The sequence below is a fragment of the Photobacterium swingsii genome (genome assembly GCF_024346715.1).
Lineage (GTDB): Bacteria > Pseudomonadota > Gammaproteobacteria > Enterobacterales > Vibrionaceae > Photobacterium > Photobacterium swingsii.
The window spans coordinates 1,568,287-1,582,689 of the sequence record NZ_AP024853.1; the positions used below are offsets into that span (position 1 = coordinate 1,568,287).

The 14,403-nt window shown below is 42.5% G+C and carries 9 protein-coding genes; 6 read left to right on the top strand and 3 right to left on the bottom strand.

The features are described from left to right. The first annotated feature begins 138 nt into the window (after nt 1-138). A protein-coding gene (locus OCU77_RS24090) for an IS3 family transposase (RefSeq protein ID WP_390624771.1) occupies nt 139-1,379 on the top strand; the annotation gives its coding sequence in 2 pieces (ribosomal slippage) (nt 139-511 and nt 511-1,379; 1,242 coding nt in all). 94 nt (nt 1,380-1,473) lie between these two features. On the opposite strand, the gene OCU77_RS24095 is transcribed toward OCU77_RS24090, so the two are convergent. After that, on the bottom strand, nt 1,474-2,703 hold the full coding sequence (locus tag OCU77_RS24095) for a response regulator (RefSeq protein ID WP_048901070.1): 1,230 nt from the start codon (nt 2,701-2,703) through the stop codon (nt 1,474-1,476). Between the two features lie 383 nt (nt 2,704-3,086). Here OCU77_RS24095 and OCU77_RS24100 point away from each other — a divergent pair, with 383 nt between their 5' ends. Beyond that, nucleotides 3,087-3,854 carry a putative hemolysin gene (locus OCU77_RS24100; protein ID WP_048901071.1) on the top strand — a complete coding sequence of 256 codons (768 nt, stop codon included), beginning with the start codon at nt 3,087-3,089 and terminating at the stop codon, nt 3,852-3,854. A gap of 150 nt (nt 3,855-4,004) precedes the next feature. Here the strand turns inward: OCU77_RS24100 and OCU77_RS24105 are convergent, their stop codons facing one another. Both OCU77_RS24105 and OCU77_RS24110 read right to left on the bottom strand, forming a co-directional pair. Continuing rightward, nucleotides 4,005-4,646, bottom strand: coding sequence for a hypothetical protein (locus tag OCU77_RS24105; RefSeq protein WP_048901072.1), 642 nt, complete (start codon nt 4,644-4,646; stop codon nt 4,005-4,007). Between the two features lie 174 nt (nt 4,647-4,820). Beyond that, nucleotides 4,821-8,774, bottom strand: a complete 3,954-nt coding sequence (locus tag OCU77_RS24110; RefSeq protein WP_048901073.1) for an AsmA family protein — start codon at nt 8,772-8,774, stop codon at nt 4,821-4,823. 618 nt (nt 8,775-9,392) lie between these two features. Between OCU77_RS24110 and OCU77_RS24115 the strand changes: the two genes are divergently transcribed. The 4 genes from OCU77_RS24115 to OCU77_RS24130 all read left to right on the top strand — a co-directional run bounded on the left by OCU77_RS24115 (nt 9,393) and on the right by OCU77_RS24130 (nt 14,351). Next, on the top strand, nt 9,393-10,130 hold the full coding sequence (locus tag OCU77_RS24115; protein ID WP_048901074.1) for a metal ABC transporter ATP-binding protein: 738 nt from the start codon (nt 9,393-9,395) through the stop codon (nt 10,128-10,130). After that, nucleotides 10,127-10,990 carry a metal ABC transporter permease gene (locus OCU77_RS24120; RefSeq protein WP_048901075.1) on the top strand — a complete coding sequence of 288 codons (864 nt, stop codon included), beginning with the start codon at nt 10,127-10,129 and terminating at the stop codon, nt 10,988-10,990. Before OCU77_RS24115 ends, OCU77_RS24120 begins: the two co-directional genes overlap by 4 nt. A gap of 16 nt (nt 10,991-11,006) precedes the next feature. Beyond that, on the top strand, nt 11,007-12,101 hold the full coding sequence (locus OCU77_RS24125; RefSeq protein WP_261856008.1) for a metal ABC transporter solute-binding protein, Zn/Mn family: 1,095 nt from the start codon (nt 11,007-11,009) through the stop codon (nt 12,099-12,101). A 408-nt stretch (nt 12,102-12,509) separates the two neighbouring features. Further along, nucleotides 12,510-14,351 (top strand): methyl-accepting chemotaxis protein, encoded by a 1,842-nt coding sequence (locus OCU77_RS24130; protein WP_048899287.1) that lies wholly within the window; start codon nt 12,510-12,512, stop codon nt 14,349-14,351. Nucleotides 14,352-14,403: the final 52 nt, after the last annotated feature.

The window sequence follows — 14,403 nt, forward strand, 5'->3', positions numbered from 1 at the left end:
TAAGCTTAGTTAAAAGGTTTAATATAAAGTAATAGTGTTTCGAGCTTGAAAAGTAAAAAGCCAGTTGAGCGATCAACTGGCTTTCTTATTTTTATTATTGTCCCGTCCTGAAATGTGTTTACACATTGAGGACTAATGATGACCATTCCAAATAAACACTACGTTAAGCGCACTCAGCGTGATTACACACTAGGCTTTAAATTACAGGTTGTAGACGCCATCGAAAAAGGCGACATGACCTATAAACAAGCCCAATCAATTTACGGCATACAAGGTCGTTCGACCGTTCTTACTTGGTTAAGAAAGCATGGAAAATTGGATTGGACTACCTGTCCAAGGAAGAACACGATGCCAAAATCACCAAGAGCAAATGAAACGCCGGCCCAGAAAATAAAACGACTTGAACAAGAGCTCGAAGATGAACGCCTTAGATGTCTTCTTCTCAACAGAGTTGTCGATATTCTTGACGCTGAGCATGGGATGTCGCTAAGAAAAAAGTATATAGCGAAGGAGCAAGAAGCCTTCAAAAAGAGAGGAAAGTAAGCTTAAGTAAAGCTTGCTCATTGCTCGATATATCTCGTCAATGTGTCTATCAGAGAGAAAAGCGTGAGGCAACTCGTCAGGCTGAGCTTGCTCCTGTGAGAGGAATGGTACTGGAACTAAGACGCTTCATGCCTCGACTAGGAACTCGTAAGCTCTATTTCTTACTGAAACCTAAGCTGATAGCCAAGGGAATAAAACTTGGTCGTGATGCTTTGTTTAATTACCTCAGAGAAGAACGCTTACTCGTTAAGCCGAAACGGAGTTACACCAAAACAACGAACAGCAGGCACTGGATGAAAAAACATCCGAACTTGCTAAAAGAAGTCGTTCCGTCAAAACCAGAAGAGGTTCTGGTGAGCGACATCACTTATGTTCAGTCGAGCGAGGGCGTTCACTACTTATCATTAGTTACCGATGCCTTCAGTCGTAAAATTATGGGGTATGAAGTCAGTAATGAAATGAAAGCGAGTGATGTTGTGAAGGCTTTAGATATGACGCTAAAGACTCGATGTTATCGTCATGCGACAATCCATCATTCAGATAGAGGACTTCAGTATTGCTCTAGCCTTTATCAAGAGAAGCTTAAAAAGCATGGCATAATACCATCAATGACGGATGGATATGACTGTTACCAAAACGCGTTAGCTGAGCGGGTCAATGGTATCCTCAAGCAAGAGTTCTTGCTTACTCAGTGCAAAGGTCTTAACGAGTTAAAAACGCTTGTTGAAGAGTCTATATATACGTATAACGAAATGAGGCCGCATCTTAGCCTTGGCATGGATACGCCAAATAAAATGCATGAAAAAAGCCAGCAACTTGCGTTACTGGCTTACTAAAATCGTCAACGTATTTTAGGACGAGACATATGTATGAACTCTCTAAAGCATATCGCTCTTGGGAATGCTTTGTTAAAGGCAGCATTCGGGTTAGCTAGGCGAGTTGTTCTTTAATGATACAGTTACGGCCTTGAGATTTTGCTTTGTATAGGCAGTTATCAGCTCGTCGAAGCAAGTCATGAATATTACCTTCAGCGGCGACGACACCCGTACTCACTGTATATTGAATTTTATTACTAAGAATGGTGAGTTCAGAGTCCGCAATTTCATTTTTCATTGCTTCTAGACGCTGTTCGAAAATATGCGGTGAGTTACCATAAAGAATACAGAACTCTTCACCGCCAAAGCGCGAGACTAACGCATCGGGAAAGTAATTTTTTAAAATGGTCGCCAGCTCAATCAGGATCATGTCACCGATATGGTGACCAAAGTTATCGTTGACAGCTTTAAAGTTATCGATATCAATCAGGGCTAAACAGCGTGGTGACTGATGGTTTTTACTCATTGGATGGTCAAAGAAATAGCGGCGATTCCAGGTTTGCGTTAGGTAATCTTGATTCGCAAGATGGTACAAACGACGCTCTGAATCCAGAATGTTCAGCGTGCTATGTAAGCGGCAGTAAAACTCTTCTTGATTGAAAGGCTTAGTCAAAAAATCATTAGCACCGGCTTTCAAAAATTTTGCGGTTAGTGATGCTTCATCACTACCAGATAGACCAATAACAGCCAATTTATCTAAGCTGTATGTTTTTCGCAGCTCTTTGACTAAACTTACGCCATCGCGTTCCGGCATCGCATAATCAGTTATAACAAGACTGATATCCTTGTCTTGCTGCATAACCTCTAACGCGTGATCGCCATTTTTGGCTTCAATGACATTGAGATACTGACGTTCTAGTAAACTACGTGTGTATTTACGTGCTGTAATAGAGTCATCAACGAGCAATACTTTATGAGAACTGTTTTTCGCTAAACGGTGAAGAATTGGAATGATCGCAGAAATACAGCTTGGGCTGTCTTTAGGAATGTAGTCAATGACGGTCTTAGCGAGCACTTTTTCACGTGTCATTTCATCCATCATTGCGGTTAATACAATAACCTTGATATCGACAGATAAGCATACATCGATAATTTCACCATCTTGACCATCGGGCAGACAGTAATCAAGAACGGCACAGAGGAAGTTGGTATCTTGGTCGAGTACTTGCTCGGCTTCGGCAATGGTTTCAGCAAAAACAGGTAAGAAACCAGCTTGCCTTAATTCAGACTCAATGGCCCTACGAAAAGGTCGACTATCTTCCACGACTAATATTTTTTGTTCCATTTACCACAACCTACTCTGGCTTAACCGTTTGTTGGCTAATTTAGGCGCAATATTATGAGTGAAAATGAATACATATACAAATAGAGATAATGTCCAATACGTATATTTATTGAGTGTTTGAAGTATAAATTAGAACGTAATGTCTAATTTTTTGTACTTGATTCCATAAATCACGGTTTATTGTTAAAGCTGAGAGTAAATTTGTAAGCAACAGTGCCTCAAGTTTCACATAACGTGTGTTTAGGTTGTTAATTTGTGTCATAATTCATATAAATATGGTTTGACATCAACCCAAAACAACGTAAAGTACAGCATCAAACGATGGTCATTAAAACGATGTTCGATTGATGATCGTAAAACAAAATAGCATAGGATTTTTACTCATGAAGAAAACACTATTATTCGTTTTATTGGCAACCGTTGGACTTACTGCGTGTTCAGAAGCTGAAAAGCCGCAAGAAAACATGCCATCAATGGCGAACCCAGCCTCTGAGTTTTGTGTTGAGCAGGGTGGAGAAGTCGTAATGAAGAATGAAGACGGTGGCCAAGTTGGCTATTGTAAGTTGAGTGACGGTCGTTTGATTGAAGAGTGGACATTCATGAACGAACACAATGGCGATAAGGTTGAACAGCCAATCGGTATGGCTAATCCTTCAGCTGTCTTCTGTGAAGAACAGGGCGGCACCTATATCAATAAAGATGGCGAAAACGGTCAAGTTGGTTTTTGTAAGCTAACTGATGGTACTGAGGTGGAAGCTTGGGAATATTTCTGTGCCAATAGTGAAGGCAGTCAAGCTGTTAGTAGAGAAGTGTTGATTGGCATGGCAAATCCAGCTTCTGTATTTTGTGAAGAGCAAGGCGGTGTTTCTATTATCAAAGACGAAGCTGATGGCCAGGTGGGTTATTGCCAGCTAGCAGACGGTACTGAAGTTGAAGAATGGGAATTTTTCAATAAGCATCATGTAGACGCAGAGCAACCAATGCGAGGCATGGCTGATCCTTCTGCTGTCTTCTGTGAAGAGCAAGGCGGTGAGTATCTTATTGGTGAAAATGCTGACGGTCAATTTGGTCAATGTAAACTACTAGACGGTACGCTGGTTGACTCATGGGAGTATTACCGTGCAGAGCATAAAGATGACACCAAAAAATAGAAGCTAAGCGATTCGATCTTTGTGCCTATGGGTGAATCGCGACTTTAAAGCTAACAAGCCGCTAACTTATCAGTAAGTAGCGGCTTTTGTGTTAGTGGAGACTAGTATTGAGGTGGTGAAGCTAATCTTTGGCGAATACTTTGTATGGTATTAGTACCCGAAGTTGTATTTGATATGACCGATTAAGTGAAATGCGGTATCGGGTGCATCTATGCTGCCATTATTGATGTCTATATCTGCCTGCGAGTAACTTAATTTGCCCTCTAATGACAACAACCAATGTGACGTGAGTGCAAATTCTTTCTCTATAGCCACTTGCCCTGTTAATCCTGAAAACTGGTAGCCTCCAAGGGTTCGCTCTCCTGCAATGATGATATCTGGATGCGCGATTACGCTACCAATGCCCGCACGGAAGATAAGACTCTCTTGCCAAGCATAAGCGTAATTTAGGTACAGTAAGTTATAACCATCTGTAATCTCGAACTTCTCTAAAGGAGGGGGAAGGTTATCTTCTACATAGATTTTATGATGAATCCCTTCGAGCTCTATCGCTTGATCTTCCCACCAAAAACCGACACGTAACGCATAATAGAAAGGGGCAGAGAAAGGCTTGCTTTCGCGCTGACCATCAACAAGTAGATCGGGCTGGTTATTTTGTTTCACCGTAATGGTTTGATCCAAACTGTATGACATGCCGAGTGCCGCGCTGAGCTCCCATCCTTCTTTTGCGCTAATGTTTATAGTTGTACAGCTAAGTAATGCTGTGAGCGTATAACGGTAGACTAAAGCCATAGAATGCCCTTAGTTAATCAAGCTAGCTTTAAGTGTACGTGTTTTCATTGAGTAGGATTTATTGGGTTTGAGACGAAAAAGCCCAAACCTATGCGGCTTGGGCTGAGAGTGAATATTGTCGTGCCTTGTCAACGTGAGTAAGACGTTACTCGACTGATGTGTATTTAAATGTCGCTACTGTTGGCCTTGCCAAATAAGCTCACAGGTCTTGCTGCCATCGCGCTCTAATGGTTTTTCAATTAACCAGCGAATTGGTGAAATAACAGGGCTGGTGGTAAAACGCACTGATGTTTCGAAAATGGCAGACAGCGGTACATTCAAGTTGAAGTCGTCAAATTGTCCATGTACTTCGATTGGCGTTTGTAAGCTGAAAATTTGGGCTTTCTTCGATTGCGGGCGTAGGTAGAGATCAAAACTACGATCTTGATATGATGCATCAAATTTACCATTGACTTGAATACGCGTGGTATCAAGCAGCATATTGCGTTGCTTGATGTTACCGTCACGGATATCAACCCCTGCCGCGACACAGTTCAGCACTGAGTTATTCTCATCGGTAAAGCTTGGTAATATGGCATCGGTTAGGTTGACAGCCCACAGATCAATCAGGTCGGCTTCAAACGCTTCAGGCCAAGCGGCAAAGCCGATAAAGCCGTTGGCATTTCTCATTAAAGTATCGGGTGAATTGGCAAGGCTAGTTAGTGAGAATTTCGTACTGATTTTGCCTGACATATCTGTGTCGTTTTGGATGCGGCGCGCTAGAACACCATAGTCGAAGTTGTCCACTTTACCTTGCAAATCAATGTCGAACATATCGCCACGTGCTTTGATTTTTGCATTAATAGCGACATCGCCTCCTGGCAGTTTCACATGCAAGGGTTCCAGCACTAAATGCCCATTCTTGAGGTTTAGGTGAAGTGAACCCGCACCTAACCAATCTTTACCTGAACGTACTTCATTGACCGCGACCCTGAGATCACCATTGAGCCAGTTTAAGCCTTCAGGGCTGATCACTGGGGATGGTTGGCTTTTAGCTTGTTGTGGAGCTTGCGTACTTGTTTCTTCTGGCGCATGATTTTCGTCAAGCCATGCTTGCCAATGACCAACCTGGAAGTCATCTAATTGGATAAAAGGTGCGGTTAACGCAACACGTACATCTGGCTTGTTATATTTCCCTTGTGGCTGCAGATCGCCATGCCCAGTTAATTGGCTCTTATTGACTTTGATTAATAAGTCACGGAAGCGGTAGCCACTTTCATCTGAAGCTAATTGGGCTTTTAAGGTAATCGGCCCGTAGGGAGGTAGTGCCACACCAGTGAAGTGGTTGAGACGCTCAAGGTTAGGTATTTCAGCATGCAGGTTTAGTGCTAATTTTTTGAAGTCTAGCGGCAGCGCCAATTCAGAGTTGGCGTTAAAATGCATATCACCTATGGATAAGGCCATAGAAGCGGGGAGTGTTTTACGACCATCGTTGGCTTGTTTTAGCGAAACTGAAGACAGCAAAAGCTTAACTGGGCGTTTGGCCACCTCACCTTGTAAGGATAGGGTGGTGTCCGTTGTTGGCCCTGTTGCAAACTGTCCTTTTGCTAAGTACACATCTAAGGCTTTACCTGTGTATATATCTGAAAGTAGTAATTGTCCGCCGGTTAGCTGCGCATTAATTTTTGCCATTTCCATTAACTCAAGCACAGTGCGGCCTGATAGACGGATTGCTAATTTGGCTTGATCTAATGTCATACCAAGATCGTTAGTAATGCTGAGGTTTCGGGCTATTTGACCTATGTCTGGTTTATTAACGATAAGGTTGAGCTGCGAGTTAATGGTTGCAGCATTAATATCCAGTGAAATATCACCGTTATAGCTGCTGCCCGCATAACGCATTTTAAACGGCGACGAGGGCATGTTGCCGTTACGCATTTTTCCATTGAAGGCAATATCTGATAGTTGCTGATCGGCCCATACAAGTGTATCGATAGCAATATCTACATCTGCATCAATAATAACGATATCGTCGCTAAGTAATGGAATTGTAAGGTTTGCACCTTGTGTAGGAATGGTCTGTTCAACCTCAGGAAGCTCATCATCATTGATGAATTGGCCAAACTGTGTGAAATCTAATCGAGAAAATTGACCGCTGATTGCTGCCCATTGATTATCGGGTTCAGGACGCCATTTTACCGCGATCTGACCATGGCTATTCATGAGAGTGAGATCATTCATCAGTAGTGTAATTAGCCCATCTTGGTAATCGAGTTTACCTTCAATAGCAATAGGGCCTGATACCTGAGTTTGTGTTCCTAACCATGGGCTTAATGCACTTGCATCATTGCCTTGGATTGATAACGAAAAGTGGCTGCCTTCTTGCCAGTTAGTTTGTACTAACATACCTTCGGCGTGAGCTGTTAATACAGGGCTTTCAAAATCTAATTGAGTTGGCCAGTCACGGCGTTCGATAATATCGGCGAGCGTACCTGCCTGCGCCGAAATATGTGCAGGGATCCCCATCAATTCACCTTTGATCGATGATTTAAACGGTAGATGCATACCAGCATTAAGGCGTGCTTTGTCAATGCTGAAGGTTGCAGCTTTAGCCCAATTCACGTTGGCTTGATCAATGGAAAGTGCGATTTCGCTGTTATCCAGCCATTCACTTAATTTCGTCCCTGACGTTTTAACCTGTAGTTTAGCATCTTCAAGGTGACCTTTGGCCGCGTAAATCCCTGTTAACCAACGCGCCATTTCACCGAGTGGTGAATTAGTTGCACCTAGCTGGATGTCTACATTAGATGTCCATTCAGTCGCATCAATCGTGGCATTACCCCGGAAAGGCACTTGTGCAATATCTGCTGTCATAGGCGCTGATAATTTACCTGCTTCACCTTCAACGTTCAGTGATAGGTTTTCAATACTTGTTCCTAAGCCTTTGATCTCACCGATTTGAATACCTAGCTTTGTTGTGGTTTCAATTAACCATTTATCAAGTGCCTGTTGCAGTGGTGACTTCTGTGGGGGAGCACTAGAGTATGCCATCATCATTTGTGGTTCAGGTTCTGGCTGTAACCAAGGGCGCAGATCAATCACAGGGATGTCTAGCTGACCATCAATGAAGTTATGCTTACCTAACTCAATGGCAAAGTGGCCATCTGCTGAAGTTATTGGACTACGTAGCTTTACATCATTCACAAATAAGTGATTCACAGATGCAGAAATATTCGTGCTGACAGAAAGCGGGGCGACGTGTTTAACATCTAAACCCAGTAAGTCTTCAATAGGTTGAGTGTTTTGCCAATCAAGTTTAACACTCGCGGTTGATTCTCCCGATTGTGGCGGTTGTAGGCTCGCATCTATCGCGAGTTTTGCCCCTGCAAATGCGCCTTGAATAGAAACGTTACCGGTTTGCTGATTGATAATGTCTTCTAAATCACCATCAAGAGACAAGTTGTACTCTTGCCCAAGTGCATAGCCTTGCGTTGTTAGATGCCATTGTTCGTCGCGTTGTTGCAAGTCCAGCTTATTGAGTTGCCAATCAAAATAGCTGCCTTGTAGCTGGTCATCGTAAACAAGGTTGATATTTTCAGCAGTGATGCGATCGCCAATCTTAAGGTGAAAACTTAACGGGTCCTTGTTAGTGCTTACTTGCGCGTTATCACTTGGTGGAGTGGTGTCGAATTGCCAGTTTGCCTTGCCTTCATAATCTTTAAAAAGCAGCACACTGATATCGTTAAGTGCCAAATAGTCGATAGAGAGCGTATTTTGTAATAGTGGGAGTACGTTAATTTTGGCTGAAATATGCCCCGAGGTCAGCATAGGTTGCCAAGGCATACTCTCTATATTTGCGATTTCAATTTGGTTGATCTTGATCTCAGGACTGAAGCCGATAAGTAACTCAATATCACCCGAAATATGCGCATCGCGATGAAGGTTATCGGTAATCATTTGGGCTATACGATCACGGTAGGGGGTAAGATCGATTTTTATACCAACAGTGAGCGCAATAATAAGCGCAAGAAAGATAATGCTGAAGGTACCGACTAGCCAAGTACATAGGCGGCGAAACCATGATTTTTTTTCAGGTTTGCTACTGGTAGGCGTTGAGTTTTTATCTGGCGAATGATTGGCTGAAGTCATGGCTAGGCTTGGCCTTTAAAGAGAATTATGTATGTTGTTTTATTGAGGTGAAAGATAACATGTTTACAGCAATTTCGGTAGGGTATACCTAGGGTTATACAGGCTTGCTTACACTTATTTGGAGGCGCTGAACAAAGCGAGTGCGATTGCAAATGTATTTCTATTTCCAGGGCCTCTCTTATGCTCAATGTCATATGCGCTAAATGTGGATGTTATCTCGCCATTGCATTAAATTCAAATTGATTTGTCGTTAAATCTTCTGTGTGTTTTTGATAGTATCGTCAAAGGGAAGTGCTAAGCCTCTTACCAGATGTTAAATGAGAGCAATTCTAAACAAGTAGCCATGCCTTTATTTGTTATGTTATATTATAACGATATTGAGCTTGATGCTGTAAGTGCGTTTGTGATGCTTATATCAAATAGCGATTGGAAATTAGTGAGCCATGAAACAAAGTAAATCCCCTCTCAATGTCGATGTTGATTGTGATGATATAACATTGCAATCATGCGGCATGTCACTTTTGCTAACAAGCGTACCTGTTCGTCTGGTTGCTGCTTTAAGTGGTGTAGCCATCTTATGGCTTATGCTCTCACATCTGGTTGAATGGTTTTAATTAAATGATATCAATAGAAAATATATCAGTTCGCTATCGAGATGAACTGGCGTTGGCTAATGTGTCGACCACAATCAAAGAAGGGGAACTTCTGGCTATTGTTGGTCCAAATGGCGCAGGGAAATCAACGTTACTAAAAACCATCATGGGCCAGATTAAGCCAAGTGAAGGAAATATATCATTAGGGAAATACAGTTTAAAAGATGTGGCCTATCTACCACAGAGCAGCCAAATAGATAAGCAGTTTCCTATCACAGTGCGTGAGTTTGTGGCTGCGGGTGCATGGCGACGCCTTAGTTTTTGGCGAGCATTTAATCGTCAAGAGAGTGCACGGATTTTCAAAGCGCTAGAAACGGTAGGCTTGTTAGGGATGGAGGAACGTCAAATCAGTGAGCTATCTGGTGGGCAGTTTCAACGCATGTTGTTTGCTCGAATGTTAGTACAAGATGCAGATGTTTTACTTCTTGATGAACCTTTTAATGCGATTGATGCGCAAACCATCGAAGATTTGATTGCGGTTATCCGTAGCTGCCAGCAAGTAGGCAAAACGGTTATTGCCGTTATTCATGACCTTAGTTTAGTGCAGCGATATTTTCCGCAAGTGATGTTAGTAGCAACCAAAATGATAGCTAAAGGTGAGGCGCATATCGCTCTGTCATCAACGAATTTGATTGCTGCGGGGTACCAACATTTAGCGCAATCACCTATTGAACCATTTTCCAATAAAAGCCAAGTCGCATGAGCCCTGATTTTTACTCTTTATTTATCGAACCCTTTTCTGACTTCTCTTTCATGCAGCGTGCATTATGGGGGTGTGTCGTTTTGAGTTTAAGTGCGACCCCAATAGGCGTGTTTCTGACTTTGCGCAGAATGAGCTTGACGGGTGATGCGATGGCACACGCGATTTTACCGGGGGCGGCGATTGGTTTTTTGATTTCAGGTCTGTCGGTTTCCGCTATGACAATCGGTGGTGTTGTTGCTGGGTGTATCGTTGCGGTTTTAGCGGGCATTGTTGCACGGCACTCCCATGCGGAAGAAGACTCGAGCATGGCGGCGTTCTACTTGCTTTCATTAGCAACGGGCGTGCTGATTATTTCTTCAAAAGGCAGCAATGTTGATTTGTTGCATGTCCTGTTTGGTTCCACATTAGCACTGAACGATGATGCGCTGATTTTGCTCACTTCGATCGCAACTATCTCGGTGCTTATGCTGGCCATTTTATACCGCCCAATTGTCATGGAATGTGTGGATCCCGCCTTTTTCCGCACTGTGAGTAAGTTAAGTTCAGTTGCACATTACAGCTTTTTACTCTTGGTTGTGTTGAACCTAGTGGCAGGCTTCCATGCTTTAGGCACCCTAATGGCAGTTGGGTTAATGATACTACCTGCCGCGATTGCACGTTTTTGGACGGCCCGCTTAGGCGTCATGCTGGTTATAGCCTTTGTTGCCTCTGTTGTGAGCTGTTATTTCGGTCTGTTTTTATCGTATCACGCTAGCTTGGCAACCAGCCCAGCTATTGTGTTGGTGCTAGGTGGAATGTATATCGTGTCGCTATTGATAGGGCGACATGGCGGCTTATTGCTGAAGCAATTTGCAAATTAATCTAAAGGAGAAGTAAATGTCTAAAGCAACTTTCGCAGTTTCAATGATTGCGCTTGGGCTTGGTTGTAGTTCAGCAGTAATGGCCAATACAAAAGTTCCTGTTGTTACCAGTTTTTCTGTGTTGGGTGACCTTGTTCAGCAAGTGGGTGGTGATCATGTTGCTATTACTAACTTAGTAAAAGCAAATGGTGATGCACATGTCTATAACCCAGCGCCGATGGATGCTAAGGCTATAGCATCAGCACAGTTAGTTGTGATGAATGGGCTTGAATTTGAAGGTTGGATGCCTCGCCTATTGGAATCATCGAACTTTAAAGGCAATAAAGTTTTAGCGGCTGACGGTATTGAAGTAATAAAAGGACATAGTTGTTCTTGTGGCGGACACGGCCACCATGATGACCATGACCATGACCATGACCATGACCATGACCATGACCATGACCATGACCATGACCATGACCATGACCATGACCATGACCATGACCATGACCATGACCATGACCATGACCATGACCATGACCATGACCATGACCATGACCATGACCATGACCATGACCATAAACACGATCACGGCCATGCCCATGGTGAGTTTGATCCGCATTCATGGCATAGCATCAAAAATGTGAAAGTGTACGTGAAAAATATTGAGCAGGGTCTAACGAAGGTGGATCCAAATAACGCTGAAGATTACCAGCGTAATGCTGCTAACTATATTCAGCAGCTTGATAAACTGGATATTGAATTACATAAGAAAGTTGCATTAATTCCTGAAGATAAACGTAGTGTGATTACTCCGCATGCTGCATTTGCATATATGGCACGAGATTATAATATTGATTTTCATGCGCCTCAGGGAACAAGTACTGAATCCGAAGCAAGTGCTGGTGATGTCGCTAACATTATTAAGCAAATTCGTAGCGAAGGTATTAAAGCTGTTTTTGTAGAGAATATTTCTGATAATCGCCTGATCGAACAAATCAGCCGTGAAACAGATGCGAAAATCGGTGGACAGCTATATTCAGATGCACTTTCAGAGCCAACAGGCCCTGCACCAACGTATTTGAAAATGATGGAATACAACATCGATACGATTGTGAACGCGCTGAAATAAGCATTATCAGTTTGAATTGAGCATACTTTATGCTCACTCAGTGAAAGCCAACTTGTCATTCAGGTTGGCTTTTTTGTTTATTGGTGGGTGTGTTACCCATATTGTGGGGTTATGTGAAACCAATGCGTTGGCTTTTTGTTGGCTTGCTGTTTGTTTGGATGATGGTATCTGTGAGGTTAGCAATGTTTTTCGCTATGCTTTAAAGGAAAAGTGATTCGTTGGTTACTGTTTTATCTTATTGATTTTATATGTTTTTTGATTTTTAGTTGTTGCAGTGGTTGCGCTAGGTTACTTCTTTTTTATGACAGAGTATTTTAAGTCATGTATATTAGCTCAAAAATTAAGTTCGACGCTGCACTATTTGTGTGGCTGTCGGCAGCATAAATAAATTAACGTATTAGGTTTCTAATGAAAATTCGTAGTAAGTTAACCCTTTTAAGCACAGGGCCTGCATGTCTGGTATTGTTTCTTTTTGGGCTGTCTATTTTTTCAGTTTTTCGTGTACTCGATATGACCACACAAATCAGCGTCGCGAAAGAACTTGAAATATCTCTTTTGAATTTACGTCGTTATGAAAAAGACTTTATGATCCGTCGTGATCAAATCTCTATTGATAAATTCAATCAGCAAGCTAATCATTTCCGCGAATTAAACGACACATTAAAAGGGGCTGCTGACTCAATAGGTTTTGATATAGCGCCTGTGGTCGAAATGGATCGTGAAGTTGAGCAATATGTAGCGGCTTTCTTGAAAATGTCAGACATGTACAATCAATTAGGCCATGAAGAATCTGCAATGGGATTAGTGCCTAAAATTATTGATACAACAGAGCATTTATCAGTACACCTTCATCAAGAAGAATCGCTTGTTGCTTATATTGAACTGACTAATTTAGTGCGTGATGTTGCTAATAAGTTCTCATCAGAAAAATTGGCTCGTGTTAAAAAAATAAGCGCCGTCATTATGGCGGAATTGAAAGAAAACTCAGACATTGATGGCCAGCAAGATTTAGCCTCTTTGTTGGAGCAATTAGTTCAGGCTGAAAGGCTTTCTAATCGTATAGGCCTGACATCTAAGGATGGCTTGCGTGGCCAAACGCGTAGTGCTGCACACAGTATTGAATCGAAATTTGATGGCATTGCTCACGATATCTTTGATGAAGTTGATTCGGACCTTGATACACTGCTTTATTTCGCAAGCATTTTTGCCTTCATAGCAATCGCAGGCTTATTGATTATCAGTGAGTTAACTAAACGTAATGTCATTCGCCGTATCGAAGGATTACAGCAAATGATGGAAAATGTTGATCATCGCAATGATCTAACGCTACGTGCGTCAATTGAGAGCGATGATGAAATTGGTAGCATGTCGAAAAGTATTAACACGACTTTAGATAAGCTACACAACTTCATGCGTGAAGTGCAGCAGGTGAGCCATACCGTTAATGATGAAGCGATAAGTATCCGTGATCGTAGCTCTCAAGCTGAAAATGACCTTAATACACAGCAAGCTGAAACTGAAATGGTTGTAACGGCGGTAACAGAAATGTCGGCAACCATCAATGAAATTGCTGAAACAACAGGTAACGCGGCACGTAATGCTGAAACCGCGCAAGGCACAGCACGAAGTGGTTTGGATGAAGTTGTTAATACTCGTAATGTGATTAATATGCTGTCATCTTCACTTTCTTCAACGAACCAACTTGTTGATGAGCTATCGACAGCTTCAAACAATATTGGAGCCGTGATGAATGTGATCGGTGATATCGCAGAACAGACCAACTTATTAGCACTGAACGCAGCGATTGAAGCTGCTCGTGCAGGCGATCAGGGGCGTGGCTTTGCTGTTGTAGCAGATGAAGTACGAACGTTGGCGCAACGTACGCAGCATTCAACGGCTGAAATCAGCCAAATCATTGAAACGTTACAGTCGAAAACGAATCAGGTTGTAACCAATATTTCTGATTGCCAAGGGCACAGTAGTGATAGCGTATCGCAAGCTGAATCTGCGGAAGAAAGGCTCACTCAAATAATGGCCGACATTGAGTTGATTCTTGATTCAAGCACACAGATTGCGGCTGCCGTTGAAGAACAAAGCCAAGTCACGAGTGAAGTATCACAGAACTTAAATAATATAAGCGAAGTGGTACACAAAAGTGTTGGTTCTGCGCAGGAAAATACGACAACCAGCATGCAATTAAGCGCAAGCTCAGAGCAATTGAAAACAGCAGTTGACCGCTTTGTTGTTTAAGGCGGCTGCCAAGTTTAGTGATGACAGTATGCGTAAAGCATAAAGAAAAAGG

Excerpts from the sequence above, each read along its gene's own strand:
- OCU77_RS24095 (WP_048901070.1), bottom strand. The coding sequence starts at position 2,703 with ATGGAACAAAAAATATTAGTCGTGGAAGATAGTCGACCTTTTCGTAGG.
- OCU77_RS24100 (WP_048901071.1), top strand. The coding sequence starts at position 3,087 with ATGAAGAAAACACTATTATTCGTTTTATTGGCAACCGTTGGACTTACT.
- OCU77_RS24105 (WP_048901072.1), bottom strand. The coding sequence starts at position 4,646 with ATGGCTTTAGTCTACCGTTATACGCTCACAGCATTACTTAGCTGTACA.
- OCU77_RS24110 (WP_048901073.1), bottom strand. The coding sequence starts at position 8,774 with ATGACTTCAGCCAATCATTCGCCAGATAAAAACTCAACGCCTACCAGT.
- OCU77_RS24115 (WP_048901074.1), top strand. The coding sequence starts at position 9,393 with ATGATATCAATAGAAAATATATCAGTTCGCTATCGAGATGAACTGGCG.
- OCU77_RS24120 (WP_048901075.1), top strand. The coding sequence starts at position 10,127 with ATGAGCCCTGATTTTTACTCTTTATTTATCGAACCCTTTTCTGACTTC.
- OCU77_RS24125 (WP_261856008.1), top strand. The coding sequence starts at position 11,007 with ATGTCTAAAGCAACTTTCGCAGTTTCAATGATTGCGCTTGGGCTTGGT.
- OCU77_RS24130 (WP_048899287.1), top strand. The coding sequence starts at position 12,510 with ATGAAAATTCGTAGTAAGTTAACCCTTTTAAGCACAGGGCCTGCATGT.